Origin of the sequence: Hydrocarboniphaga sp., assembly GCF_028291725.1 — a bacterium.
Taxonomy (GTDB): domain Bacteria; phylum Pseudomonadota; class Gammaproteobacteria; order Nevskiales; family Nevskiaceae; genus Hydrocarboniphaga.
Genome location: NZ_JAQGNT010000022.1, coordinates 15,494 through 41,124, shown reverse-complemented (window position 1 = coordinate 41,124; position 25,631 = coordinate 15,494). Strand labels below are relative to the sequence as shown.

Annotated in this window: 22 protein-coding genes; 19 read left to right on the top strand and 3 right to left on the bottom strand. The window is 64.6% G+C overall.

What is annotated here, in order from left to right; all coding sequences use genetic code 11:
• The first annotated feature begins 6 nt into the window (after positions 1 to 6).
• The 14 genes from JWQ90_RS05535 (at position 7) to cofE (ending at position 15,460) form a co-directional block, all read left to right on the top strand.
• Positions 7 to 465 (top strand): nuclear transport factor 2 family protein, encoded by a 459-nt coding sequence (locus tag JWQ90_RS05535; protein ID WP_299690494.1) that lies wholly within the window; start codon positions 7 to 9, stop codon positions 463 to 465.
• 26 nt (positions 466 to 491) lie between these two features.
• The gene (locus JWQ90_RS05530; protein ID WP_299690492.1) at positions 492 to 1,256 is read left to right on the top strand and encodes a hypothetical protein; all 765 of its coding nucleotides are present in this window, start codon (positions 492 to 494) and stop codon (positions 1,254 to 1,256) included.
• Positions 1,257 to 1,284: 28 nt separating this feature from the next.
• Positions 1,285 to 2,022, top strand: a complete 738-nt coding sequence (locus tag JWQ90_RS05525) for an SDR family oxidoreductase (protein WP_299690490.1) — start codon at positions 1,285 to 1,287, stop codon at positions 2,020 to 2,022.
• An 11-nt stretch (positions 2,023 to 2,033) separates the two neighbouring features.
• A complete protein-coding gene (locus JWQ90_RS05520; RefSeq protein ID WP_299690487.1) occupies positions 2,034 to 3,689 on the top strand; it encodes an FAD-binding protein in 1,656 nt (551 codons plus the stop codon).
• A gap of 63 nt (positions 3,690 to 3,752) precedes the next feature.
• Positions 3,753 to 5,216: an aldehyde dehydrogenase family protein gene (locus JWQ90_RS05515; RefSeq protein ID WP_299690485.1), complete on the top strand. Its 1,464-nt coding sequence runs from the start codon at positions 3,753 to 3,755 to the stop codon at positions 5,214 to 5,216.
• 393 nt (positions 5,217 to 5,609) lie between these two features.
• Positions 5,610 to 6,467, top strand: a complete 858-nt coding sequence (locus tag JWQ90_RS05510) for an SDR family oxidoreductase (RefSeq protein WP_299690484.1) — start codon at positions 5,610 to 5,612, stop codon at positions 6,465 to 6,467.
• A 43-nt stretch (positions 6,468 to 6,510) separates the two neighbouring features.
• Positions 6,511 to 7,428: an LLM class F420-dependent oxidoreductase gene (locus JWQ90_RS05505; protein WP_299690483.1), complete on the top strand. Its 918-nt coding sequence runs from the start codon at positions 6,511 to 6,513 to the stop codon at positions 7,426 to 7,428.
• Positions 7,429 to 7,510: 82 nt separating this feature from the next.
• Positions 7,511 to 8,155 (top strand): NADPH-dependent F420 reductase, encoded by a 645-nt coding sequence (gene npdG, locus JWQ90_RS05500; RefSeq protein ID WP_299690481.1) that lies wholly within the window; start codon positions 7,511 to 7,513, stop codon positions 8,153 to 8,155.
• Positions 8,156 to 8,185: 30 nt separating this feature from the next.
• Positions 8,186 to 9,187 carry an alpha/beta hydrolase gene (locus JWQ90_RS05495; protein WP_299690478.1) on the top strand — a complete coding sequence of 334 codons (1,002 nt, stop codon included), beginning with the start codon at positions 8,186 to 8,188 and terminating at the stop codon, positions 9,185 to 9,187.
• Between the two features lie 4 nt (positions 9,188 to 9,191).
• Entirely contained in the window at positions 9,192 to 9,875 is a 684-nt protein-coding gene (gene cofC / locus JWQ90_RS05490) for a 2-phospho-L-lactate guanylyltransferase (RefSeq protein WP_299690476.1), read from the top strand.
• Positions 9,876 to 10,006: 131 nt separating this feature from the next.
• Positions 10,007 to 10,432: a MaoC family dehydratase N-terminal domain-containing protein gene (locus tag JWQ90_RS05485; RefSeq protein ID WP_299690474.1), complete on the top strand. Its 426-nt coding sequence runs from the start codon at positions 10,007 to 10,009 to the stop codon at positions 10,430 to 10,432.
• 9 nt (positions 10,433 to 10,441) lie between these two features.
• A complete protein-coding gene (locus JWQ90_RS05480; protein WP_299690471.1) occupies positions 10,442 to 12,166 on the top strand; it encodes a class I adenylate-forming enzyme family protein in 1,725 nt (574 codons plus the stop codon).
• Positions 12,167 to 12,230: 64 nt separating this feature from the next.
• On the top strand, positions 12,231 to 14,672 hold the full coding sequence (gene cofH / locus JWQ90_RS05475; protein ID WP_299690470.1) for a 5-amino-6-(D-ribitylamino)uracil--L-tyrosine 4-hydroxyphenyl transferase CofH: 2,442 nt from the start codon (positions 12,231 to 12,233) through the stop codon (positions 14,670 to 14,672).
• Positions 14,669 to 15,460, top strand: a complete 792-nt coding sequence (cofE, locus tag JWQ90_RS05470; RefSeq protein ID WP_299690468.1) for a coenzyme F420-0:L-glutamate ligase — start codon at positions 14,669 to 14,671, stop codon at positions 15,458 to 15,460. The genes cofH and cofE overlap by 4 nt, the downstream gene beginning before the upstream one ends.
• A 95-nt stretch (positions 15,461 to 15,555) precedes the next feature.
• Here cofE and JWQ90_RS05465 read toward each other — a convergent pair whose 3' ends face one another.
• The gene (locus tag JWQ90_RS05465) at positions 15,556 to 18,144 is read right to left on the bottom strand and encodes a TonB-dependent receptor (protein ID WP_299690467.1); all 2,589 of its coding nucleotides are present in this window, start codon (positions 18,142 to 18,144) and stop codon (positions 15,556 to 15,558) included.
• A gap of 567 nt (positions 18,145 to 18,711) precedes the next feature.
• On the opposite strand from JWQ90_RS05465, the gene JWQ90_RS05460 reads away from it, so the two are divergent.
• Genes JWQ90_RS05460 through JWQ90_RS05445 form a run of 4 tightly spaced genes read left to right on the top strand, consistent with a single transcriptional unit; the run spans position 18,712 to position 22,177 of the window.
• A complete protein-coding gene (locus tag JWQ90_RS05460; RefSeq protein WP_299690465.1) occupies positions 18,712 to 19,863 on the top strand; it encodes a sulfotransferase in 1,152 nt (383 codons plus the stop codon).
• Between the two features lie 36 nt (positions 19,864 to 19,899).
• Positions 19,900 to 20,946 (top strand): hypothetical protein, encoded by a 1,047-nt coding sequence (locus JWQ90_RS05455; RefSeq protein WP_299690463.1) that lies wholly within the window; start codon positions 19,900 to 19,902, stop codon positions 20,944 to 20,946.
• Positions 20,947 to 20,964: 18 nt separating this feature from the next.
• A complete protein-coding gene (locus tag JWQ90_RS05450; protein ID WP_299690462.1) occupies positions 20,965 to 21,744 on the top strand; it encodes an SDR family NAD(P)-dependent oxidoreductase in 780 nt (259 codons plus the stop codon).
• A gap of 7 nt (positions 21,745 to 21,751) precedes the next feature.
• Positions 21,752 to 22,177, top strand: a complete 426-nt coding sequence (locus JWQ90_RS05445) for a PaaI family thioesterase (protein WP_299690460.1) — start codon at positions 21,752 to 21,754, stop codon at positions 22,175 to 22,177.
• Positions 22,178 to 22,200: 23 nt separating this feature from the next.
• On the opposite strand, the gene JWQ90_RS05440 is transcribed toward JWQ90_RS05445, so the two are convergent.
• Both JWQ90_RS05440 and JWQ90_RS05435 read right to left on the bottom strand, forming a co-directional pair.
• Entirely contained in the window at positions 22,201 to 23,082 is an 882-nt protein-coding gene (locus tag JWQ90_RS05440) for an AraC family transcriptional regulator (RefSeq protein WP_299690458.1), read from the bottom strand.
• Positions 23,079 to 24,461 (bottom strand): MFS transporter, encoded by a 1,383-nt coding sequence (locus JWQ90_RS05435; RefSeq protein WP_299690457.1) that lies wholly within the window; start codon positions 24,459 to 24,461, stop codon positions 23,079 to 23,081. Before JWQ90_RS05435 ends, JWQ90_RS05440 begins: the two co-directional genes overlap by 4 nt.
• 149 nt (positions 24,462 to 24,610) lie before the next feature.
• Here JWQ90_RS05435 and cofD point away from each other — a divergent pair, with 149 nt between their 5' ends.
• Entirely contained in the window at positions 24,611 to 25,579 is a 969-nt protein-coding gene (gene cofD / locus JWQ90_RS05430; protein WP_299690455.1) for a 2-phospho-L-lactate transferase, read from the top strand.
• Positions 25,580 to 25,631 lie beyond the last annotated feature (52 nt).

The window sequence follows — 25,631 nt, the reverse complement described above, 5'->3', positions numbered from 1 at the left end:
CCCGCCATGACCGAAATCGAAAAGCTGGCCGCCACCATGGCCATCGGCCAGGTCAAGGCGCGCTATTGCCGCTTTCTGGATACCAAGAACTGGGACGGCTACGCCAGCCTGTTCACCGAGGACTTCGAACTCGATGTCAGCGATGGCTCGTCCTTGCCGGTAATTCGTGGCCGCGAGGCCGCGATGGAACTGGTCCAGTCGTCGGTCGGCACCGCGCGTACCGCGCATCAGGTGCATTCGCCGGAGATCGACTTCATGAGTGACGACGAGGCGCTCGTGATCTGGGCGATGCAGGACCGCGTGCTGTGGGGTGCCGAGCGTGCTGTGCGACTGGGCGTTGCCGGGCTCACCGGCTACGGCCACTATCACGAACGCTATGTACGGCAGAACGGCGAGTGGAAGATCGCCGCTTCACGCCTGACGCGACTGCACATCGACATGCACCCCGCTGCGCCAAGCTCATAAGTCGAAAACTCGGGAGAACGACCGCGATGGCTCTCTACACCACCCTTCACCTGCACAACGTGCCTGCGGGCCGCGAGCCCGAATATGCGGCCTGGTTCGACGGCCCGCACGGCAAGGCGCTGGCCGCGCTGCGCGGCTTCGTCAGCGCGGAGCGCTTCGAGGTGTCGCCGATCCAGATCATGGTGGACATCCCGCAGCCCTGGCGCTACCTCAGCGTCTACGACTTCGACCTGCCGAATCCGGCGATCGACCTGCCGGCGCTGGGCCCGCTGCTGGCCGAAGCGCGCGACGCCGGCTTGGTCGCGGACGAGGACGAGAGCGAGCGCATCTACAGCTACAGGATGTATTCCGACTGGAAGATCAGCCCCAACTGGCAGCGCGATCAGCCCTTGTCGGGCATCAGCATCATCCTCGCCAACTATACGATCGGCCGTTTCGCCGAGTACCAGAAGTGGTACGACGAAGTGCACAGTATCGAGGTGATCAACGTGCCCGGCCATGTCGGCATGAAGCGCGGCCAACTCTCCGAGCTGCAGATCGAGCCGCGCCGCTACTGCCCGGGTGACCAGCTGGTGCTGTGCGCGCAGCAGACCGACGATCTGCTGTTCACGATCAAGGATTTCAGCGCGCGCGCGGGTGGACGCAGCCCCAGCGGCATCGCGATGCAGGCGCGTTCGTCCGCAGGCTCCACCGCACGCACCGTGCACTATTTCAGCAAGATCAGCGGCAAGCGTTTCTGGCCCGGCGGTGTCGCCTATGGCGGTGATCTGTCGGTGTATCCGAAAGCCTAAGAACAACTTGGAAAATCAGGAGAAAAACGTGTCGAAGATCATCGTCATCACCGGAGCCGGAGTAGGTCTCGGGCGCGCACTTGCGCGACGCTTTGCCAGCGAGGGAGATCAGGTCGTGTTGCTTGGCCGCACATTTTCGAAGGTGAACGCGGCAGCAGCCGAGATCGGCGGAAGCGCCCTCGCGCTTGCCTGCGATGTCTCGTCGCCAGATTCGGTGAAGGCCGCTTTCGCCGAAATCTCAGAGCGCCATCCGCGCATCGACGTGCTCGTCAACAACGCCGCGCTTTTCGCACCGTTCACGGTGGCGGAGGCCACGGACGGGCAGATTTTGCACACCATTGCCACCAACCTAGGCGGCCCCATTCTCTGCGCCCGTTCCGCCATTGCCCTGATGGGCCGCGGCGGCCACATCATCAACGTCAGCAGCGAGTCGGTCGATCTGCCGTTCCCGCACCTGATCCTCTACCAAAGCACAAAGGCCGGCCTGGAGCGCTTTTCGCTCGGTCTACAAAAGGAACTCGAATCCAGCGGCATCCGCGTCACCTCGGTACGCGCCGGTCAGATGATGGAGGAAGGCAAGACCTGGGACGTGCCGCCGGAAGACCGCATGCGCTTCGGCAAGGCCGCGATGGAAGCGGGTATCAACCTGCGCGACCGACCGATCTCACAGTTCACCTCGGTCACCAACGTGTTCCGTGCACTGATCGATCTGCCGGAAGACCTGCACGCCGCACATATCACGCTGCACGCGCGGAAATCTGGCTGAGGGGCTCCCCCATGAAAGAGACTTTCGACTTCGTTGTCGTAGGCAGCGGCGGTGGCTCACTCTGCGCCGCGCTGGCCCTGCGCGCGGCCGGCAAGAGCGTGCTAATCCTTGAGAAAGCGGCTCTGGTCGGTGGCACCACGGCGACGTCGGGTGGCGTGATGTGGATTCCCAACAATCGCTATATGAAGGAAGCAGGCATCCCCGACAGTCGCGAGCAGGCAATTGCCTATCTTGATGCAGTCGTCGGCGATCGCGCCAACATGCCCGGTGCGAGCCGTCAACGGCGTCTCGCGTTCATTGATGCGGCACCGAAGATGATCGACTTCCTGGTCAGCCAGGGAATCCGTCTGCGGCGCCTGCCTTCGTGGCCGGATCACTACCGGTTGCCCGGCGAATCAGTGCCCGGTCGCGGTGTGGTGTCCGAGCTGTTCGATATCAACCGGCTCGGCGATTGGAAAACCAAGCTGCGTCCCGGTTTCCTGCCGTTGCCGGCGAATCTCGACGAGGCCATGGAGCTGCCCAATTTCAAGCGCAGCTGGGCGGCCAAGAGGGTGCTGTTCCGGGTGATCGGACGCGCGCTCGCCGACAAGATCACCGGCAGGCAGCGGGTGACCGCCGGCCGCGCGCTGCAGGCCCAGATGCTGCACGCTGCGCTCAAAGCCGGCACCGAAATCCGCCTGAACTCGCCGGTGAAGCAGATCCTGGTAGAAGACGGCCGCGTGACCGGCGTGCTGACGCAGAAGGATGGCACCGACTGGCAAATCGGCTCACGCCTGGGCGTGCTGATCAACGCCGGCGGCTTCGCGCAGAACCAGCGCATGCGCGATCAGTTCGTCCCGGGGACCTCTACAGCCTGGTCGCTGGTTCCCGACACCGATACCGGCGAGATGATCGAAGAGGGCCTGCGTATCGGCGCTGCCGTCGCGCAAATGAGCGAGCGCGTCGCCTACCAGATCGCACTGCCGCCGGCCGATCGGCCGAAACCGGCGACCATGCAGGGCGACATGTCCAAGCCGCATGCCATCGTCGTGGATCAGAGCGGCGTGCGCTACATCCGTGAATCGGGCCCCACGGTCGATTTCTGCAAAGGAATGCTGGAGCGCAACAAGACGGTACCGGCCGTGCCAAGCTGGCTGGTGATCGACAGTCAGTACCTGAACACGTACATGCTGGCCGGTACGATGTCCGGCTCGAAGAAGCCGCAGGCCTGGTTCGACTCCAGGTTCCTGCGCCAGGCGGACACGCTGGAAGCGCTGGCCAGCGAATGCGGCATGGATGCCGCCAAGCTCCAGGCTTCCGTGGAACGCTTCAACGGCTTTGTCCGCAAGGGGCGCGACGAGGATTTTCAGCGCGGCGAAACCGCCTACGAAGTCTCGGCAGGCGACCCGCTGCACCGGCCCTCGCCATGTCTGGGCACGCTCGAACAAGGCCCTTACTTCGCGATGCAGATCTATCCGGGCGACGTCAGCACTTTCGGTGGCCTGGTCACCGACGTGCAGGCACGCGTGCTGCGCGCGGACGGCTCCGCGATCCCCGGGCTGTATGCCGCCGGCACTTCCACCGCGTCGGTCATGGGGCCGGTGGAAGCAGGCGGCGGCGGCAGTATCGGGCCGACCTTGACCTGGGCCTATCTGGCCGCACATCACGCCATCGCGGCCATCGCTTAGAAATCAGCCAGAGATCAGAACTTCACTCGCGCATCACACACGCGACTCCACGAGGACGACAAGATGTTACTTCCAGAATCCCAGCTGTACATCGATGGTGTACTGCGCCCGGCCAAGGGTGGCAAGACTTACGACAACATTGGTCCCTGGACCGGCGAAGTCATCGGCCTGGCGGCCGATGCCTCGGCCGAAGACGTGGAGGAGGCCATCGCCGCCGCGCGTCGGGCCTTCGATGACACCGACTGGTCGAACCAACACCGGTATCGCTACGAGCTGATGAAGAAGTACCGTGACGTGCTCGTTGCCAATCGTGATCGCCTGGTACAGATCGCGCGCCTCGAAGCCGGTGCCGCTCCCGGTGCCGCGTTCCGTGCGCACATCGACGGCGCGCTCAACGGCGCCGACGGCGTGCTGGAATGCTTCGCCAACGTGAAATGGGAAGAAGACCGCGGTGTGCGCAAGGAGATGGGCTTCGAGACCAAGCGCCTCGTCACTCATGAAGCCGTCGGCGTCGTCGGCGCGATCACGCCCTGGAACGTGCCGCTGTACGTCAACATCGGCAAGGTCATTCCCGCGCTGCTCGCCGGCTGCACCGTGGTCCTCAAGCCCGCGCCCGATACCCCCGCGATGGCCGCGATCATGGGCGAGCTCGCAGTCGAAGCCGGCCTGCCGCCGGGCGTGTTGAACATTGTCACCGGCTCCGATCCTGCGATGGCCGGCGAGATGCTGACCCGGGACCCGCGCGTCGACGTGATCTCCTTCACCGGTTCCACCGGCGTCGGTAAGAAGATCATGGAAAACGGTGCCGCAACGCTGAAGCGCGTGTTCCTTGAACTGGGCGGCAAATCCGCCTTCATCGTGCTCGACGACGCGCCGAACTTCGCGCAGACGGTGATGGGCTCGATGGTGATCTTCCACGCCGGCCAGGGCTGCGCTTATCCGACGCGCCTGCTGGTGCCGAAAGAGCGCTACGAGGAAGCGGTGAAAGCGCTGGAAATGGCCTACGCCGGTTATGCCAGCAAGTGGGGCAACTTCGACGAGCCGACCTGCATCATGGGCCCGCTGATTTCCAAGCGTCAGCTCGAACGTGTGAAGGGTTACGTCGAGATCGGCAAGGCCGAAGGCGCGCGGCTGCTCGCCGGCGGCAACGTGCGCACCGACAAGGGCACGGGCTTTTTCATCGAACCCACCTGTTTCGTCGACGTGCGCAACGACATGCGCATCGCCCAGGAAGAAATCTTCGGACCGGTGCTGGTCGTGATTCCTTTCGATGACGACGAGGACGCCGTGCGCATCGCCAACGACAGCATCTACGGCCTCGGCGGCGCGGTCTTCGGCAGCGAGGAACGTGCGACAAAAATCGCCAAGCGCATCCGCGCCGGCACCATCAGCGTCAACGGCGGCATGAGCATCACCGGCGACCTGCCCTTCGGCGGCTACAAGCAGAGCGGCATGGGCCGCGAATGGGGCCTGGAAGGCATCGAGGAATTCCTCGAGGTCAAGGCGATCGGCACGCGGCTGCTCTAAGCAGCGGCCGCCGCGTAGGTCGGCAATCCGTTGCCGACGTGTGAAGCCCGATGCGCAACCGCGGCCTCTTTTGACTTTGGCGAGAGCAAAGCCCCTCATCCGCCCCTTCGGGGCACCTTCTCCCGCAAGCGGGAGAAGGGATTGGTACGTGGGCGTATTTATGAAATGAGGTCCTGAGCGGTGATCGCGGCGGCATTTCTCTGGCCCGGGTCCGCGATGTCGGCCGCTGCAACATTGCTTTCGGGACACATGAATTCCCTCGGGACATGCTGGTGCACACTGCTGTTGACCATTCCAGCTGCCAGCGGATAAGGTCAAAAACCAGTCAGTGACTGGCCAGACAAGGGCGCCGCCATGCACGGACGTCTGACAACACCGAGGAGCGTGGACGCAATGCAGCAAGCCGCTTCACTGTTGAGCGATCAGGTCGCCATTGTCACCGGCGGCGGCGGCGGTATCGGCAGGGCCATTGCGCTCGCGCTGGCGGCGTCCGGCGCCGACGTCGCGATCGGCGACATTGTTCCCGAGCGTTGCGAGGAGACCGCCGCGCGCGTGCGCGAACTCGGACGCCGCGCGCTAGCGATCCCCACCGACGTGATGAACACCGACCAGATCCGCGCGCTGGTCGACAGGACCGCGGAGCACTTCGGTCGGATCGACATCCTGGTCAACAATGCTGGCGGTGTGACCAAGCGGCCGTTTCTGGAGCAATCCGAGCATTCCTGGCGCAAGCACATCGACTTGAACCTGATCAGCGTGCTGGCGGCAACGTCGGCCGCCGTGCCGGTGATGATCCACGGCGGTCGCGGCGGCTCGGTGATCAACGTCACCAGCATCGAAGCCTCGCGCGCGGCGCCAAACTTCGCGGTGTACGCGGCCTGCAAGGCCGGCATCAACAATCTCACCCGCACGCTGGCATTGGAATTGGCCGATCACGGCATTCGCATGAACGCCATCGCGCCCGACGTCACGGTGACGCCGGGCATCCGCGGCAATCACGCTGGCCCGGTCGATCCGACGAAGTGGATTCAGCCCACGCCGGCACAGACTGCCGCCATCGCGCGGCGCATTCCCTTGTGCCGCGAAGGCATTGACAGCGAATGCGGTCAGGCTGCGGTGTTCCTGGCTTCGACAATGAGCAGCTATATCACCGGCACCGTCATCCCGGTCGATGGCGGGGCCTGGGCTTCTTCCGGCTGGCTGCGCAACAGCGCGGGCAAGTGGACGCTGACCGGCGACATACCGTCCTGAGCGCAGCCCTTTACTTCATTTACTTTCAAATCGGGACATCAGCATGAAGATCAACGTCACCCTGCCGTTCGACCACACCGGAAATCCGGAAGAGTTCCTCGTGCCGGAAGCCGTGGTCGAAGTCTCCCGACTGGTCGAGCGCCTGGGCTTCGATGGCGGCAACGTCACCGACCATCCCTGCCCCACCGGCCGTTGGCTCGATAGCGGCGGCCACTATGCGCAGGACCCCTTCGTGATGCTGTCGTTCGTTGCGGCGGCCACCACCCGGCTGCGGCTGCAGACCGGCATTCTGGTGCTGCCCTACCGCAATCCCTTCATCACCGCGCGTGCGGTGGCCACGCTCGATCTGTACTCGCGCGGTCGCGTCACGCTGGGCCTGGGTGCGGGCTATCTCAAGGGCGAGTACCGTGCGCTGGGCGTTGATTTCGATCGCCGCAACGAAATCATGGACGAGTACCTCGTCGCGCTGAGAACCGCGCTGAGCAGCGAAGAATTCACCTTCAAGGGCAGCGGCTACGAGGCCCTGGGCAATCGCACCAGGCCCGCCGGGATTCAGAAGCCGCATCCGCCGATGCTGGTCGGCGGCAACTCCAAGCGTGCCATCCGCCGCGCAGTGGAACTGGCCGACGGCTGGTATCCGTTCTTCACCGGCGCCCAGCTGTCCAACACCGCACGCACCGCGGCCATGAACGACGAGGAGGATCTGGCCGGCGGGCTGGCCTATCTACGCGAACACTGCGAGAAAACCGGGCGCACCGATGCGCCGAAGATCGTGCTCGGCAGCATCGTGGCTCCTGGCGAAAAGCCGGCTCCAGCGGAACTGATCGACAAGATCGGCCAGTTCGAAGCGATGGGTGTCAGCGGCTGTGCAATCGGCATCAACGGACGCACGCGCGCGGAGTGGTGCGACAACGCCCAGAGCTTCGCCGAGAACGTGTTGTCGAAGGTTTCGAAGGACTGATCATGTAGCTTGCAGCCGCCGGTCTGCGGTGTTGCGACGCGCCGGAATAACACCCGGCCGCTAAATTAATCCAGGAGAAAACATGCGTATCGCAGTCGTAGGTGGAACAGGCAAGGAAGGCGGCGGCATGGCAATCCGCTGGGCCCACGCCGGCCACGATGTATTCGTCGGCTCACGGGACGCAGAACGGGCGAAAACAGTCGCCATCGAGTTCAGCAGGGAAGCCGGCCGCACGATCCGGGGCGGCAGCAACGCACAGGCCATCGAGGCCAGCGAGATCGTCGTGCTGAGCGTGCCCTACTCGGCGCACACCAGCACGCTGCAAGAGCTGAAAACGGCACTCGCCGGGCGCGTGCTGATCGACATCACGGTTCCGCTGCAGCCGCCGAAGATTACCAGCGTGAACCTGCCGGCCGGCCAGTCCGCGGCGCTCGAGGCGCAGGCGATTCTCGGCGCGGAAACACCGGTCGTGGCGGCGATGCATCACGTAAGCGCTGTGCACCTGCGCGATCTCAGCCATGACATCGATTGTGATGTGCTGGCATGCTCAGACGACAAGGCCGCGCTCGAACAGGCCATGGCGCTGATTCGCGACCTGGGCGTTCGCAGCTTCGACGTCGGGCCGCTGCGCAATGCCATCGCCATCGAATCCCTGACTCCCTTGTTGCTTCATCTCAATCGCCAGCAGAAGGGGCGCAGCGTCGGAATTCGCATCACGGGCGCCTGAGCCGTGCACGCCCGCACTTAGGAGCCGTCCTTGCACGTCACCAGCGAGATGGTCGACCGCGAATTGCGCTGGACCGGCAGGATCATGCGCCGGCTGCTGCGGCCGTCGACGCCGGCCGCGTTTCGCAGGCTGAATCGGCTCAGCACGCTGCTGCTCAAAGGCAGGAAGCCCAAAGACCTGCAGGTAAGCGAGACCTGGATCCCGCGCCGTGACGGCGGCCAGCAGCGTCTGGTGATCTACAAACCCCTGAACTCCCGCGCAGGCGTACCCGGCGTTCTCTGGGCGCATGGCGGCGGCTACCTGATGGGCGTGCCGGAGCAGGACACGGCGACTTACCGACGCTTGATCGCTGCAGGCGAATGCGTCGTGGTCGCGCCGGATTATCGTCTCGGAGGCGAAGCCCCCTATCCCGCCGCGCTTGAGGACTGCTACGACGCGCTGCTATGGCTCAAGCAGCAGGCGGGTGAGATGGGAGTGCGGGATGATCAGATCGCGGTCGGCGGCATGAGCGCCGGCGGCGGCCTCACAGCCGCTCTGACGCTCTACGCGCGCGACCGGGGCGAGGTGCAAATCGCCTTCCAGATGCCGCTCTACCCGATGATCGATGACCGCATGCGCAGCGAATCGTCGACGGACAACGACGCGCCGGTCTGGGACTCCGTATCCAACAAAGTTGCCTGGCAGGTTTATCTGGGTGAACTCTACGGCAAGGACGTGCCGCCCTATGCCGCAGCGGCCAGGGCCCTGGACTATCGTGGGCTTCCACCCACCTGTACCTTTGTCGGCGACCTGGAGCCTTTCAGAGACGAGACGGTGCAGTACGTGCACAATCTGAAGGCAGCCGGCGTGCCCGTTGCCTTCGAGATCTACAAGGGCGCGTATCATGGCTTCGACGTGGTGGCACCCAAGGCCAAAATCAGCCGCAACGCAACGGCCTTCTTCGTCCACTGGTTCGAGTTCGCGGTGCACAACTACTTTGCACCGCAGCGAAAGCAAGACCGTGTCGTCGATGACCGGCTCCGGGGAGTTTGAGCGAATGTGGGCGGTGGTGCCCTTGAAATCGCCCGAGCGCGCCAAAACGCGTCTGGCCGGTATGCTGAGCCCGGCGCAGCGCCGGCAGTTGCTGTTCGTGCTCGCCGAGCGGGTGATCCGCGCGCTGCAGGCGACACGCGGCGTCGATGAAGTGGCCATTGTCACCGCCAGCACCGAAGTCGCCACTTTCGCCGCGGGTCTCGGCGCAAGGACGATCATGCAGCCGGCCGAGACCGGGACAGCGGCCGCGTTCGCCGCCGCCGTGCAGGCCTTACGGCCGCAGCGGCTGCCGCAGCTGCTGATGATCGCCGGCGACCTGCCGCTGGTATCGACGCCAGCACTCGAGCGTCTCGTCACGGCGGGTAGCGCAGGCCCGGGCGTGGTCGTGGTGCCGGATCGCCATTTCGTCGGCACCAATGCCCTGCTCTGCTCCCCGCCGCAGTCTTTGACACCCTGCTTCGGCAGCGACAGCTTCCGCCGGCACTTGGCCGCTGCCCGGGCTGCCGGCCTGCAGACCCAGGTGCTGCCGATCGAAGCACTGTCGCTGGATCTCGACTACCCCGAAGATCTTGTTGAATTGCGCCGTCGCTGCGGCGCCGCCGCCGACACCCTGTTCGCGCTAATGCGGGACATCGAGGCTGAAACCTTCCGACATGACGAGCAGCGCCGGCTCGCCGTAGCAGGATGACGGCGGCACCGCCGCCGCGTATTCGCCGAGCGGGTCACGGTAGCAGCGTAGTATGTTATGCGCCTTAGCGGCGACACCGAACAACGCTGTTGTTTAAAATTAAACCAATAGGTCATTTCAGGGGGAATGCAGTGTCCAGTTCCGCAGCAGCACGAGGCGAAGTCCAGCTCGATCTTGGCGGCGCCGATCATCGTGTGGGCCAGCTCGTCGGTGGCAGGCAGCTGTCGGACCGGTGTTCCTCCAGCGACATCCGCCGCTGGGTGATGGCGATGGACTATGCCTATCCGATCCATTGGGATCACGAGTTTGCCCGCAACTGCGAATTCGGCGGCTTGGTGGCGCCTCAGTCGATGGCGGCGGCGGATGCGCTCGACCTCGGTCACGGTTGCCAGCCGGCCGGTGTCGGCAGGATTCCCGGCTCGCGCCGGGTGGACGACGAAAAAGCTGGCGAGAGCAGTTGGGGCCTGCCGCTGGTCAAGCTGAAAGTAAAACTCAAGAACCGGGATGGTAGTACGCTCGTCGATGCAACCGCGCTGGTCGAACTAACCTTAGGCTGAGATCGGTTAATGAAAAGCGCCACATCGAATCCTTCGCTTTCCATCATTCATGGCACTCCGCTAGCCGACGAGCAGGGCCTGGGATCGCTCACGCTTCCGGGCTATCTGCGCGAGGTGACGGCGCGCTACGCGGAGCGCGAGGCGCTGGTAATGCACGAGGCCTCGGGCACCACGCGCTGGAGTTACACCGAGCTGTGGGAACAGGCTATGGCCGTCGCCCGGGCACTCAACGCCTGCGGCATCGGCAAGGGCGAGCGCGTCGGCGTGATGATGACCAATCGCCCGGAATGGCTGTCGGGCTGTTTTGGCGCCGCGATGGCCGGCGGCATCGCCACCGGCATCAGCACATTTTCCACTCCGGCCGAACTCGATTATCTGCTGCAATCATCGGGCGTGTCGGCGCTGCTGCTCGAACGCCGCGTGCTCAAAAAAGACTTCGCGCAGATCCTGTTCGACCTCGAGCCTCTGATCGGCACCAGCGAACCGGGCGCGGTGCGCAGCGCCCGATATCCGTTCCTGAAGCATCTCGCCTGCGTGGACCAGGGCGAAGGCTCGATCGAAGGCTGGCACAGCTTCCTCAAGCGCGGCGAGAGCGTGCCGCGCGCGATCATCGGGGCCACGGCAGCGACGGTCAGCCCGGCTGATCCTGGCCTGCTGTTCTTCTCGTCGGGTTCGACCAACAAGCCCAAGGGCATCATGAACGCCCATCGCGGCGTGTGCCTGCAGCTGTGGCGCTGGCTGCGCTTCTACGGAATTCTGCAGCCTGGCGACGATGTGACCAAGGTCGCGGCCAACGTGCGCTGCTGGTCGGCGAACGGGTTTTTCTGGTCGGGCAATTTTGCCCAGGCACTGGGCGGCGCGCTGTCGAGCGGCGGCAGCCTGGTGCTGCAGTCGACCTTCATTGCCGAGGAAGCACTGCGCCTCATGGAGCAGGAGAAGGTGACGCTTCCAGTCGCCTGGCCACACCAGTGGAAGCAGCTCGAAGAAGCCTCCAACTTCGCCAGCGTGAACCTGTCGTCGCTGAAATACGTCGGCTCGACGACGCCCCTGGGCAGGCACCCCAGCGTGCACACGGACTGGCAAGATCCGATGGCGGCCTACGGCAATACCGAGACCTTCACCATCTCCTCCATATTCCCGTCCGGCACCTCGCCCGAGCGGATCAACAGGAGCCACGGTGAGCCGCAGCCCGGCAATGTCTTCAAGATCATTGACCCGCTGACCGCCGAAGTGCTGCCGACGGGCGAGCGCGGCGAGATCGCGGTCAAGGGGCCGACCCTGATGCTGGGCTATCTCGGCGTGCCGCTGGACGAAACCGTGGACGAGGAAGGATTTTTCCGCACCGGCGACGGCGGTTACGTCGATGCGGAAAACCGGCTCTACTGGGAGGGACGCCTCAACGACATCATCAAGACCGGCGGCGCCAACGTATCGCCGCTGGAAATCGACGACGTCATCCGCGCACACCCCGGCGTCAAGGTCACGCTGACCGTCGGTGTGCCGCATGACACGCTGGGCGAGATCGTGGTCGCCTGCGTCGTGCCGTTCGAAAACACGTCGCTGGACGAACACACGATCCGCGAGTTCGCCAAGGAGAAGCTGGCCAGCTACAAGGTGCCGCGGCGCGTACTGTTCTTCCGCGAAGAAGAGCTGGCCACCACCGGCAGCTCCAAGATCAAGTCCAGCGAACTTCGAAAGCTGGCGGCGCAGCGGCTGGCGTGCTCAAGCAACTGAGGGCTGCCGGTCGGCGTGGCGCCCGCAGACCCGTAACTGGGCATGAGTTGAACATGGGCAGAGCATGAACAGCAGCACCGCGGCACGCGCCGCCGACTTGCGGACCTGGCTGACCGATCGTCCCGACGGCGAGCAGGCTTACGCGCTGCTGGAGCATACCGACTGGCGTGCGCTCGCACCGGCTGCCGCGCAGCTGCGCGAGCGCGGCTGGGGTTGTCGCATCAGCTACTCGCGCAAGGTGTTCGTACCGCTCACGCAGTTGTGTCGCGACGTCTGCCACTATTGCACCTTCGCGCAGACACCGCGAAAGCTGGAAAAACCCTACCTGGAACCTGAAGACGTGCTGCACATCGCGCGCGAAGGCGCGGCGCTGGGCTGCAAGGAAGTGCTGTTCACGCTCGGCGACCAGCCGGAGCTGCGCTATGCGCGTGCTCGCGAAGCTCTGGCCCGCCTGGGCTTCGCGAGCACCCTCGACTACCTGGAACACGTCGCCGGTCTCGTGCTGCGCGAAACCGGCCTGCTGCCGCATCTGAATCCCGGCCTGATGAATGCCGAACAGTTCACTCGGTTGCGGCGGGTGGCGCCGTCGATGGGCATCATGCTGGAGTCTGCGTCGGAACGGCTTTGCGAACGCGGCGGCCCGCATTTCGGCTCGCCCGACAAGCATCCGGTGCGGCGGCTGGAAACCCTGCGCCTGGCCGGCGAAGCGCGCGTGGCGATGACCAGCGGCATCCTGATCGGCATCGGCGAAACCCGGCGCGAACGGCTCGACGCGCTGCTGGCTTTGCGCGATCTGTCGGATCGCTACGGGCACATCCAGGAAATCATCGTCCAGAACTTCCGCGCCAAGCCCGGCACCAAGATGCACGATGCGCCGGAGCCTTCGAGCGACGAGCTGTGCTGGACCATCGCCGCGGCGCGCCTGATTTTCGGATCGGGCATGAGCATCCAGGCGCCGCCCAATCTCTATGGCGGCGACCTGCCGGAGTTGATCGCCGCCGGCATCAACGACTGGGGCGGTGTGTCACCGCTGACGCCCGACCACGTCAACCCCGAAGCCCCCTGGCCGCATCTGGACCGGCTCGCGGCCGACACCGCGCGCGCGGGCTGCGATCTGGCGGAGCGCCTCACGATCTACCCGAGCTACGTGCTCGCGCGCCGCGACTGGCTGGCGCCGGAACTGCAGGCGCCGGTGCTGCGCCTGTCCGACGGCGCCGGCTTCGCCCGCGTCGGGACCTGGTCGCCGGGTTCGGCGGAAGCGGCCAGCGCCGATGATCTGCGCGACGTGCCGCTGCTGGCGACACCGCGATGCTCGGCGATCGGCCGCCTGATCGAACGCGCTGTTGCCGGCGTCGAACTCGCCGAGGCCGAAGCTGCGGAACTATTCACCGCGCGCGGCGCAGACTTCGTACAGGTCTGCGAAAGCGCTGACCAGCTGCGGCGGGAAACAGTGGGCGACACGGTCAGCTATGCCGTGGTCCGCAACATCAACTACACCAACATCTGCCTGTACAAGTGCGGCTTCTGTGCGTTTTCAAAGGGCCGCGCCCACGAGAACCTGCGCGGTGCGCCGTATCTGGTCGATCTCGATGAGATCCGCCGCCGCGTACGCGAGGCCTGGGACCGCGGCGGCACCGAGGTCTGCATGCAAGGCGGCATCCATCCGTCCTTTACCGGCCAGACCTATCTCGACATCTGCCGCGCCGCGAAGCAGGCCGTGCCACAGATGCATGTGCACGCCTTCTCGCCGCTGGAAGTCAGCCATGGCGCGCAGACCCTGGGGATTTCGGTCGGCGAGTTCCTGACCGAACTCAAGCTCGCCGGTCTGGGTTCGCTGCCGGGCACGGCAGCCGAGATTCTCGACGATCAAATCCGCCTGGAGCTGGCGCCCGACAAGCTCTCCACGCAGCAATGGCTGGACGTGGTCGCGCAGGCGCATCGCGCCGGGCTGCCGACGACCTCGACGATCATGTTCGGCCACCTCGAAGGCTACGAGCACTGGGCGCGGCATCTGCTGCACCTGCGGCATCTGCAGCAGCAGACTGGCGGACTCACCGAGTTCGTGCCGCTGCCTTTCGTGCACATGGAGGCGCCGATGTATCTGCGCGGCCGTGCGCGCCGCGGGCCGACACTGCGCGAGGCCTTGTTGATGCATGCCGTCGCGCGGCTGGTGCTGCACCCACTGATCCGCAACGTGCAGGCGTCCTGGGTCAAGCTCGGGCCCGAATGGGGCCAGCGCTGCCTGCAGGCCGGCGCCAATGATCTCGGCGGCACGCTGATGAACGAATCGATCAGCCGCGCGGCCGGTGCGTCGCATGGGCAGGAGCTGGCACCTGCCGAGATGCAGCAGCTGGTTGCCGCCATCGGCCGTCCCTGGCGGCAGCGCAACACGCTCTATGGCGACGTCGACGCCGCCAGCATCGAACGCGCCGGCAATGCTGCGCCGCTCTCCGATACCTATAACGCGCCCATCGCGCGGCGCACCTCAGCGCCGGTGACCGCGTGAGCGACGCCGCATCGCTGCCGGGTGCGCTGAGCTTTGTTCCAATCTCCGGCATCCCGGAAGTGCGGCCGGGCGACGATCTCGCACAGCTGTTCGAGCGGGCGGTCGCGGCGATGCCGAATCCGTCGCTGCAGGACGGCGATGTGCTGGTCGTCGCGCAGAAAATCGTTTCGAAAGCCGAGAACCGCTACGTCGAACTCACTGAGATCGAACCCGGCAGCGAAGCGCGCGCACTGGCCGCAGGCTGCGGCAAGGACCCGCGCCTGGTGGAACTGGTGCTGCGCGAATCCAGCGAGGTGCTGCGTGTCGCACCGGGCGTGCTGATCGTGCGCCATCGCCTCGGCTTCGTGGTGGCGAACGCGGCCATCGATCAATCGAATCTGCCCGGGCATGCCGGCGAGCGAGCGCTGCTGCTGCCGATGAACCCGGACGCTTCGGCGCAAGGCCTGCGATTGAAGCTGCAGCAGCGCTACGGCGTCAGGCTCGCGGTGCTGGTTTCCGACAGCTTCGGCCGCGCCTGGCGCCTGGGCGTCTGCGGTACCTGCGTGGGCTGCGCCGGGCTCGATCCGCTGGTGGATTTTCGAGGGCAGCCGGATCGCAGCGGGCGGTCCCTGCAGGTCACACAACTCGCCGTCGCCGACCAGCTGTGCGCGACGGCCACGCTGGTCGGCGGTGAAGCGGCTGAAGGCAGACCGATGGTGATCGTGCGCGGTGTGCCTGGAGAATACTTCGCCGATGATCGCGGCGCAGCGACGCTGGTGAGACCGCTGGAGCAGGATCTGTTCCGCTGAGGCTTTCGCCGCATCGCATCTGAGCAGCGCAGGTTCCGTAAACAAAAAGGGCGCGACATCGTCGCGCCCTTTTTGTTTACATCAATGCCCTTGCTTCAGCCGCCGAAGCTCACGCGGACGCGCGCACCGTACATGCGGGGCTCGCCGAGGTAGGCCGATTCCCATCCGAAATTGTTATAGCCACCCGTAACGGTGTTGTAGTAGTACTTATCGAAGACATTGGTCACGAACAAGCCGGCGTCAACCGGAGCATTGCCGATGTGCGCCCAGTTGAGGTTGAGGTTCGCGAGCCCGTAACCGTCCACGACTCCGTAAGGCGACGACTTGGTGACCAGGAAGTTGCTCTGATAGGTATACGTGCCACCGATCGAAATTTCGCCGAGGCTGGCAGCCACCGGCAGCGTATACGTCAGACCTGCCGCCAGCTTGTTCTTCGGCGTGTACGGCAGCGGGTCCCCCTCGGCAGCGCTCGGGATCGCGGCCGTATACGGCGGAGCTGCTTCCACGAATTCGATCGACTTGATCTTCGTCTCGAGGTAGGCGTAGCTGAGATCCAGTTTCACACCGCGCACCGGCAGCAGCACCGTCTCGACTTCGACACCCGAGATGGCCGACTTGCCGGCATTGACGATACCGACGTTACCCGGAACCGACTGATTCACGAGATCGGCGAAACCGATGGACAGCTGCTGGTTCTGGAAGTCGTTGTAGAACGCCGCGACGTTGAACGTGCCGCGCACCGCACCGCGAAAGCTGAACTTGCTCCCGATCTCGTAGGAATTGACTTTTTCGGGATCGTAGACGGTAGCGCCACTGGCGGAATACGGCGTCACGCCACCCTGACGGTAGCCACGAGCGTATTTACCGTAGAGCAGCAAGTCGTCGATGGGCTTGTAGTCGAGATCGATCACCCACGTCGGGGCATTCGACTTCTTCTTGTAGCTGACGCTGCACTCATCCAGCGAGGTCGCCGCTGGGCCGACCCTCGGCCCGGTCGCCTGCCCCGAGTCGGGATTCGAGCAATAGAACGCCGGCTGATCCGCACCGGAACCGGTAAACACATACCGGCCGACGATGGCTTCGCCCTTCATCTCATCAGCGGTGTAGCGCACCCCACCGGTCAGTTTCAGCTGGTCGGTCAGGGCGTAGGTCGACTGGGCGTAGATGCCCAGGTTCTGATACGAGATCTCACCGACCTGATATCCGAGGTTGCCTACGTTGACCGCACCTGCCGGCAGACCGTTGTTGACCGCATAGTGGTATCCAACGATGTCGTTGCAGTCCAGCGTCGCCGTGTTGTCGCAGTGAACAAAGCTCTGAGACTCGGAACCATTCGGGTTGTTAGCGTCGCTGGACTCGAAGTATCCGCCCGCTTGCCAGACCAGACGACCGTCATCGACCGATCCCTGGAACTGCAGTTCCTCGGACAGCGTGTACTGGTCGACCGAATGGAGGCCGGCAGCCGGAGCGGACCCGATCGCGTAAACGCTGACGCCCGCATCCTGCGGCCGGTTGGCTTTATCCGTACCGAAACTGTCCGGCGTCACGAACGCGGAACCATACAGGTCTTCCTGCAGGTCGTTCACGAGCTGCGCATAGCTGGCGATGTTCTTGACCGTCAGTGCATCGCTCGCCGTCCACGTCGTGGTGTTGATGATCTGCCAGCGTTCGTTGCGCGTATAGGCATTGGGATCGCCGTTTCCAACCGCGAAGTCACCTTTACCCGCTTCTGCGTTGAGCTGACCGAGCGCCATCTGGGCAAGCGAGGAAACCGGGCTTCTGGAATTAGCCAATGTCGCGGGGTTGACCGCGATGATCTTCGGAATAACGCCGTTGGTTTCCGACAGGCTGTAAGAGCCGATCGTGTAGTTCTCCAGGTTCGGCGCCAGATCGGCTACGACACTGAGCCTATAGGCGGTGTAGCCGATGTCGGCAAAATCCTTGGGGCCGATGCCAGAGGTGTTCGTAAGGTAACCGTCGCGGTGATTGCGCTCGACACCCAGACGCGCACGCACGCTATCGCTGAGCGGGACGTTGACGACAGCCGTGGTATGCAGAAGATCGTAATTGCCCAGCGTGTTCTCGACGAAGCCTTCGTACGTGCCGGTCGGCTTCTGCGGCACCAGCAGCACCGCGCCACCCGTGGTGTTGCGCCCGAACAGCGTGCCCTGCGGCCCCTTGAGCACCTGCACGTTGGCCAAGTCGAAGAACGAACCCGGGCCGGCACCGTCACCGCCGGTCACTGGACCACCGCCACGAGGCGCAACGACATCGGCGAAATACACGCCCACGGACGCCGTGGTGCGCTGCTCCTGCGAGAAGCCACGAATCGCGAACGAGGTGTTTTCCGTTCCGAACCGCGTATTGGCGGTCAGCGAAGGCGTGTAATTGGCCAGATCGCTGCCCGAGGTGATATTGCGGTCGGTCAGCTGATCCTGGTTAAAGACCGTGATCGAAATCGGAACGTCCTGCAGGCGCTCCTGGACCCGACGTGCAGTAACGATGACCTCGCCGATGTCATCGCCTGCTGCGGAAGCCGGCGCTTCGGGAGTCAGAACCGCTTGTTCGGTGGTCTGCGCCTGTGGCCCTTCGGTTGCCGGCGCTTCCTGCGCCCCCGCTGCGGCACAGGCCAACAGGCCCAAAGTCGTCGCGCACAGCCTGCCTGTTTTGATGCTACTGCTCATCCATTTCCTCCTCATTCTGCATATATTTTGTGAACCCGAATCCGCTGCTCAAGCGCACCGTCTTGCGTGTCAGGCTCGAGTTAGCTCGCTCGTCTGTTCGAACGAAGCCAGAAAAACGGTTCGCAAAGTTACCTGTCGAGTCCATACCAGTCAACATGGTTGTCCATTTACGAACTCAGTTGTCCACTGATGAACTTGATGGCGATTTCTGCCTGTTGAACGGCAGGCCTCCACAGGCGGAACGCTACCTTCAGGTCAAGTTTTTTGACCATTTCGGTATGTCGAAAAGTGGCGCGCACTGAAAATTGATGGCGCGTTTTGCACGCAAATTCGATCTCCAGGCGACCGGGATGTCGGGCCTGGGACAGGCTTTCGCTATCAGGTCATCATGTTCGGATCTTGAAGCTGTTCTGCGGTCGTGACACGAACTGGGAACGGCAAATGAAACAAAGGCCCGAGATCATCGCTATGGCCTTGGCTCAGCCAACCGAGTGATTGCTGGTGGCCCTGCAGCTCGTTAGCCTTGATTCACAAGTTGAGGGCGTGCCGCGACCGGAGAATGATGCTGTGAACCGAGTTTCCGAGTTGATGCGGCGGGCGCAGTCGGCGACATCGCTAGACGACTTTGGCGAGGGCTCATTCCGCGAGGGCATGGAACTGCTCGTCGAATCGGCGGACCGCGAGGCCCGCCTGAGCGAACGCGGGCGCATGGGCTTCGACATGCAGCTGGTCGATATGCTCGCCAATCGCCTGCAGATCGAACACTGGTACAAACTGCACCCGGAGATCGACGCGCAGGAGATCGTCGCGCCCTTGATTGGCTTGGGCTTGCCGCGCACCGGCTCGACCGCGCTGTCCTGCCTGCTGGCGGAGGATCCGAACGTGCGCTCCATCCGCAACTGGGAAGCGATGACGCCGTGCCCGCCGCCAGAAAAAGCCACCGAACTGACTGACCCACGCATCGAAGTCGCGCAGCGCATGGTGCTGAAGCGGCAGGAGATGTTCCCGCGCAAAAAGGCCATGCTGCCGTCCTCGGCAACGATGCCCACCGAATGCCAGACCTATATGAGCTATGACTTCAAGTCCCATCTGTTTCAGGCGCTGTGGCAGGTTCCCAGCTACGCAGCCTGGCTGAACCACAGAGCTGACCTCGTTCCGACCTATCGCTACGTGAAGCGCGTGCTCAAACTGCTGCAATGGCGCTGTCCGCCGACCCGCTGGCGGCTCAAGAATCCGAGCCACATCGTGTTCATCGAGGCCCTGGACACGGTGTTTCCCGATGCACACTACTGGATGACGCATCGCGACATCGGCAAGGTGATTCCGTCGGTGGCGGATCTCTACTACGAGCTGATCAAGGCCTCGTCCGACGAAGTCGACAAGGCCTACCTCGGCGCGCTGAACACCGAGTGGTGCGAACTGGGCATGCGCAAATTGATCGCGTTTCGCGACGCCGGGAACGATCATCGTTTCTTCGACATCCATTTCGCGCCGTTCCAGAAGGACCCGTTTCCGAGCATCGCAAAGCTCTACGAGTTTCTCGGCGAGGAATTCACGCCGCTGGCGCGCGCGCGCATGGAGGCCTGGCGCCGCAGCACGCCACGCGACCGGCATGGCGAACACCGCTACGACGCTGCCGACTTCGGCATCGAGCTTACGCAGCTGCGCGAGCGCTTCCGCTTCTATACCCAACGCTTCGACGTGGCCGTGTCGGCCTGAAGCATTCGCACATCATTTAATGCGAAAGGAGAGACGATGACCCTGAGCTCGCAGCAGTTGAGCGGCGGCCTGGCCCTGGAAAAAGACCGGGTACTGCCGGGACAGCCCGAGCATCCGGAGATGCGCGAGAGCGTGTCGATCTGGCTGTTCGAGGAGAACGGCGAGTTCGCGTTTCCGCGCGGCGGCATCGAGGCCGAGTCCCAGTCCTGGGATAACCGGCTGCTGCAGGCCAACTTCTCATTCGCGAACGGCCGCGTGATGAGCGGCGCCGGGCGCGGACCCGCACCGCCAGCGATCGATGCCGACGGATGCCCGAGCATCATCGGCGCGGGCCCGCTCACGTTCCGCTGCATCGAGCCGTTCAAGCGCTGGACCATGCGCTTCGACGGCCCGGCGCGCGACGGCCACACGTCCGAGCAGCTCGACGGCAGCTTCAAGACCAAGACCACAACGGCACCGGTGAAGCTCGACGTCGAGATGACGATGGCGACGCCGGCCTGGGTACAGGAAGTCTCGGCCGATACCTCGAAGATGAGCGCGGCGCAGGCGGCCAATGCGCAGGCCATGGGCCTGGGTTACCGCTTCGAGCATCACTTCCGTGCGCAGGGAATACTGGAAATCGACGACAGGAAACGCGCGTTCAAAGGTACCGGCACACGCATCCATCGCCAGAGCATCCGCCGGCTCGAAGGCTTCTTCGGCCATTGCTGGCTGTCGGCGCTGTTTCCGGACGGCCGCGCCTTCGGTTGCCTGGCCTACCCGCCGCGCGACGGTCTGACCGATTACTCGTACAACGACGCCGTTGTCTACCAGGATGGCAAGCTTTACCCGGCGCGTATCGTCAAGGCGCCGTTCCTGCGCCGTATCGTCTTCGAAGGCGATGACGTGTCGGTCGAGCTACAATCGGAACTCGGGCACACCCGTATCGAGGGCGTGACCGCGCTTTCCACGTTCCGCATCGGCAATCCGGATATTGGCGGCCTCAACCTGCAACAGGGCGGCGCACGCTACACCTGGGACGGCCAGACCGCCTACGGAATGGTGGAGCGTTCCAGCCACGAAAGCCTGACCACCATCGGCTAAAACTCAGACGGAGACTTCATGAAAATCGACACATCGCTGGCCGCAGTCGTCACCGGCGGCGCCTCGGGCCTGGGTCTGTCCACGGTCAAGGCGCTGCGCGCCGCCGGTGCCAGAGTCGCGATTTTCGACCGCAACCCGGAGACCGGCGCCAAGATGGCGGCAGAAACCGGCGCGGTGTTCTGCGAATGCGACGTGCTCAGCGACGAGAGCGTCGATGCGGCCTTCGCTAAGGCGCGCGCGGCCAACGGCCAGGAGCGCGCGCTGGTGTGCTGCGCCGGCGGCGGCAACGCGATCCGCACCGCGTCCCGCGACAAGGCGACGGGCGAAATCAAATTCTTCCCCTCGGACAAGTTCGAGTGGGTGCTCAAGCTCAACACGGTCGGCACCTTCCGCTGCATCACGCGCGCGGCGGCGGGCATGATGACCCTCGAACCGGTCGACGGTGAACGCGGCGTGATGGTCAACACCGCTTCCGCCGCGGCCACCGACGGCCAGATGGGCCAGGCCGCCTACTCGGCCGCCAAGGCCGCCATCGTCGGCATGACGCTGACGATTGCGCGCGATCTGTCGCGCGAAGGCATCCGCGTCAACACCATCCAGCCGGGCATCTTCGCAACGCCGGCAATGGCCGGAGCAACACCGCAGATGCTCGACGCGCTGGGCGCGATGGTACCGTTCCCGCCGCGCCTGGGCTCCCCTGCCGAGTATGCAAGCCTGGCGCTGGAGATGATCCGCAACGGCTACTTCAACGGCGAAACCGTGCGCCTCGACGGCGCCATCCGCATGCAGCCGAAGTAAGCAGCCCATGGATGCAGCAGCATTGCAGGCGGCGGGCTGGAGCGCGCACGAGGCGCAAGGCTTCACGGCTTACATTGCGCCGCTGTGGGTACGCGGCATTCCAGGCGCGGGCCGCGCGGCGGGCTTCATCGCCGACGAGCGGCACGTCAATTACCAGGAGACGGTCCACGGCGGGGCGCTGATGACGTTCGCCGACATTGCGCTGGGCTGGGTCGCGACGGATGCGCTGGGCCACAAGCGCTGTGTCACCGCGCAGCTCGCGATCCAGTTGGTATCCAGCCCGCGAGTGGGCGACTTCGTCCGCTGCCAGGCGGAGTTGGTGCGCTGCACCTCGCAGATGGTGTTCGTGCGCGGCCTCATCACCGTCGGCGACAGGACGGTGGCCAGCGCTGACGGCATCTGGAAAGTTCTGGCTCCGAAGCCGCAATCCTGAGCTGAGCCGCGACGCGCGCGCAATCAATGCGGCAAGTCGGCCCGCGGGCTCGCGCGTAACGTCCGCTGTTGGTATTGCCGCGGTGAATCGCCGGTGGCACGACGGAACGCCGCCGCGAAATTCGAAGGCGCCGTGAAGCCCATCGTGTAGGCGACCGCCTTGACGCTGCGACCCGACGCGAGCAGCTGTTTGGACTGCTCGATGCGATGCTCCTCCAGATAGTGCCCGATGGAACGGCCGCGACTCGCACGGAAAGCGCGGGTCAGATGCCGCACCGAGACGCCGCAGAGCTGCGCCAGTTCGGCCAGCGACGGCGGAGACAGGTCGCTGGCAATGCGCTCGTCGATGCGCCGTAGCCGCCATGACGCGAGGCCGCCCGCGGACTCGCCCGCCTCGATGCCGAGCAGATGGCGCGACAGCTCGATCGCCGCCTGCGCGGTCATCAGCTCGATCATGGCCGCGCTCGCGAAGCCCGGGCTGCGCAGCTCCTCGGCAATGCCGGAGAGCAGGCTGCGGACGCGACCGCTGGTGATATCGAGCCCGCCGCGCAGGCGGCGATCGGTCCAGCGAAGCTCGCCTTCGAACCACTCGTCGACGGCCTGGGGATCGAGGCGACAGATCACGGAATTCTGCTGCCGGCATTCGCTTCTGGCGTGAAACAGCTGTGCGGCAGGCAGCAGAAAGATATCGCCCATGGGCTCGAAGCGATTTGGACCCCAGTGATCCGGAAAGCAACCCTTCGGCTCGCCGGAACGCGGCAGCAGCGACAACTCCAGATGATGCTGATTTGCTGCGTTCTGGCTGTCGATCGGTGCGTCCCAGAAGTTGCGGACCAGCTGCACGCGGCCCAGACGCAAGGCCAGATCGGCGTCCACATGGGTGGTTCGGCCAGGCTGTGCGTTCATGCCGAAGTCTCCGCTTCGTCCACCGCCCGCCGCATCGCCTTCATGCCGCAGAACAGCAGCAAGGCGGCGACAGGGCAGCAGATCGCAGTGGCCGCGGCCAGACCCAGGCCAAGGCTGCTGCCGCTGTTGGCGCTGCTGTTGAACACATGATCGGAGAGCGCCGCGACCAGAATCGGCCCGCCGGCGAGGCCGACGAGTCCGGCCGTGCCATTGAAGAACGCAACGCCGGTGCCGCGCAGCTCGTTGGGCGTGACCAGATTGAGCGCGGCGTTGGCGCAGGCGATGAAGGGAGACAGCACCACCAGAAACAAGCTGATGAAGCCCAGAAACATCCAGGGACTGCCGGCGGTGAAAGCGATCAGTCCAAGCGGAGTGGCGGCCAGCAGCGCAGCGCCATACCAGCGGAACTGCGCGTCACGCATTCCGCGGCGATACATGGCATCTACTGCCAGGCCGCCGATCAGCTTGCCGACAACGCCGGATATCACCAGCGTCACGCCCATGTACAGGCCGATCTTGTCGGCCTTCCAACCGAAGCTGCGTCCGATATAAGCCGGATACCAGGCCTGGCAGCCGCTGACGATCAGCGAGGCGAGGCCAAAGCCGGTGTAGTGATACAGGAAGAAGCGCCCGCGGCCACGCATGAACCGGATCAGCGCGAGGTAGTATCCGACCGCATCGCGCCAGAACAAACCGGCTCGCCGCTGTGCGGCGCGGGTGCCGCGGCGCAGCGGCTCGGGCACCGCAAAGATCAGCAACGAAACCAGTGCACCCGGCACGCCGACGATGAAGAACGCGGCCTGCCAGGAGCGGACTGCTCCCACCAGCGGCAGTTCGAAAGTCGCGGACTTCGATACCAGAGTCACGATCAGGCCGCCGAACAGATAGGCGCAACCGGAACCCACCGTAGACCCCATCGCGTATACAGCCAAGGCGGTGGTCAGGCGGTGGCGCGGAAACAGGTCCGTGATCATCGATGTTGCACAAGGGTTGAGCGCGGCCTCGCCGGCGCCGACGCCCACGCGGGCCAGCAGCATGTGCCAGTAACTCTGCGCGAAACCACAGGCGGCAGTGGCGAGCGACCAGATCGTCACGCCGACGTAGATCACCCAGCGCCGGTTGAACCGGTCCGCCAAGGCGCCGGCCAACAGCCCTACGACAGAAAACGTGATCGCGAAAGCGGAGCCGGTCAGGATGCCGAACTGCAGATCGGTGAGGCCCAGGTCGCGCTTGATGGGGTCGACCATCAAGCCGATGATGAAACGATCCAGCACCGAGAACCAATACAGCAAGGCCAGCACGATCGTGGCATACCAGCCTGCCGCAGGCGACGGATACAGCGTCGCCGCCACCGGCGTGGAAGTTTCGACTGCGGTCATTCAGATTCCTTCTTTTACGATGGCCGTGCTGGTGGAAGTCCCACACGGTCGATCCGCGGCACCGTCGCACGAGACCGCCGACGCCCGTCTGTTGTGATGAGAACCGCCTTGGCGGGTAGCCGACATGAAAGATAGCATTGAGGATCGCGATGCGTGCCCAAGCCCTGCCCACCGCTGTTGATTCGAAGCGCTACCTTGCGCTTTCGGGCGGTGTCGGCGGCGCCAAGCTGGCCGCCGGCCTGGCACAGGCGCTGCCCGCGGAGTCGCTGGTCGTGGCTGTCAACATTGGTGATGACTTCGAGCACCTGGGCCTGACCATCTGCCCCGATCTCGATACGGTGCTGTATACGCTCGCTGGTGTGGTGCATCCGCAGCAAGGCTGGGGACGCGCCGACGAAAGCTTCGGCGTGCTCGAGGAACTGCGGCGGCTCGACGGCGACAGCTGGTTCTCGCTCGGCGATCGCGACATCGCACTGCATCTGCTGCGCCGCCAGCTGCTGGCGCAGGGCCTTAGCCTGAGTCAGGTCAGCGCTGAACTTGCGCACCGGCTCGGCGTGACCGTGACCGTACTGCCGGTCAGCGATCAGCCAGTACGCACCACCGTGCATACCGATCAGGGCTCCCTCGCCTTTCAGGATTACTTCGTGCGGCTGCGCTGCGAGCCCGTTCTGCGGGGGCTCGAATTCAAAGGTGCCGCGCAGGCACGGCTCGCACCGGCCTTGCGCGAACTGCTTGCCAGTCCCGAACTCGCCGGCGTAATTATCTGCCCGTCCAATCCTTATCTCAGCCTGGCGCCGATGCTGGCGATCACCGAGCTGCGCGAGTCTCTGCGCGCGCTGCGCGCGCCGGTGCTGGCGGTATCGCCGATCGTCGCCGGCGATGCGATCAAGGGTCCCACGGCGAAGATCATGCGCGAACTCGGCGTGCAGCCGCATGCCGGCGTCATCGCCGAGTTGTACGCGGACTTCGTCGATGCCGTGATCATCGACGAAGCCGACGCGGAGCTGGCAGGCACGGATTCCCGCTTCGTGGTGGCACCTACGGTGATGCAGACCTTGGATCAGAAGACCACGCTGGCCCGACACTGCATCGCACTGGCGGAAAAGCTGCGCAGCTGAAGACGGCCCTCGTCACGGTCCTCGTCCAGATCTCCACGCCGCGCCGGCGGTT

Excerpts from the sequence above, each read along its gene's own strand:
- JWQ90_RS05535 (WP_299690494.1), top strand. The coding sequence starts at position 7 with ATGACCGAAATCGAAAAGCTGGCCGCCACCATGGCCATCGGCCAGGTC.
- JWQ90_RS05530 (WP_299690492.1), top strand. The coding sequence starts at position 492 with ATGGCTCTCTACACCACCCTTCACCTGCACAACGTGCCTGCGGGCCGC.
- JWQ90_RS05520 (WP_299690487.1), top strand. The coding sequence starts at position 2,034 with ATGAAAGAGACTTTCGACTTCGTTGTCGTAGGCAGCGGCGGTGGCTCA.
- JWQ90_RS05515 (WP_299690485.1), top strand. The coding sequence starts at position 3,753 with ATGTTACTTCCAGAATCCCAGCTGTACATCGATGGTGTACTGCGCCCG.
- JWQ90_RS05510 (WP_299690484.1), top strand. The coding sequence starts at position 5,610 with ATGCAGCAAGCCGCTTCACTGTTGAGCGATCAGGTCGCCATTGTCACC.
- JWQ90_RS05505 (WP_299690483.1), top strand. The coding sequence starts at position 6,511 with ATGAAGATCAACGTCACCCTGCCGTTCGACCACACCGGAAATCCGGAA.
- npdG (WP_299690481.1), top strand. The coding sequence starts at position 7,511 with ATGCGTATCGCAGTCGTAGGTGGAACAGGCAAGGAAGGCGGCGGCATG.
- cofC (WP_299690476.1), top strand. The coding sequence starts at position 9,192 with ATGTGGGCGGTGGTGCCCTTGAAATCGCCCGAGCGCGCCAAAACGCGT.
- JWQ90_RS05480 (WP_299690471.1), top strand. The coding sequence starts at position 10,442 with ATGAAAAGCGCCACATCGAATCCTTCGCTTTCCATCATTCATGGCACT.
- cofH (WP_299690470.1), top strand. The coding sequence starts at position 12,231 with ATGAACAGCAGCACCGCGGCACGCGCCGCCGACTTGCGGACCTGGCTG.
- JWQ90_RS05465 (WP_299690467.1), bottom strand. The coding sequence starts at position 18,144 with ATGAGCAGTAGCATCAAAACAGGCAGGCTGTGCGCGACGACTTTGGGC.
- JWQ90_RS05455 (WP_299690463.1), top strand. The coding sequence starts at position 19,900 with ATGACCCTGAGCTCGCAGCAGTTGAGCGGCGGCCTGGCCCTGGAAAAA.
- JWQ90_RS05450 (WP_299690462.1), top strand. The coding sequence starts at position 20,965 with ATGAAAATCGACACATCGCTGGCCGCAGTCGTCACCGGCGGCGCCTCG.
- JWQ90_RS05445 (WP_299690460.1), top strand. The coding sequence starts at position 21,752 with ATGGATGCAGCAGCATTGCAGGCGGCGGGCTGGAGCGCGCACGAGGCG.
- JWQ90_RS05440 (WP_299690458.1), bottom strand. The coding sequence starts at position 23,082 with ATGAACGCACAGCCTGGCCGAACCACCCATGTGGACGCCGATCTGGCC.
- JWQ90_RS05435 (WP_299690457.1), bottom strand. The coding sequence starts at position 24,461 with ATGACCGCAGTCGAAACTTCCACGCCGGTGGCGGCGACGCTGTATCCG.
- cofD (WP_299690455.1), top strand. The coding sequence starts at position 24,611 with ATGCGTGCCCAAGCCCTGCCCACCGCTGTTGATTCGAAGCGCTACCTT.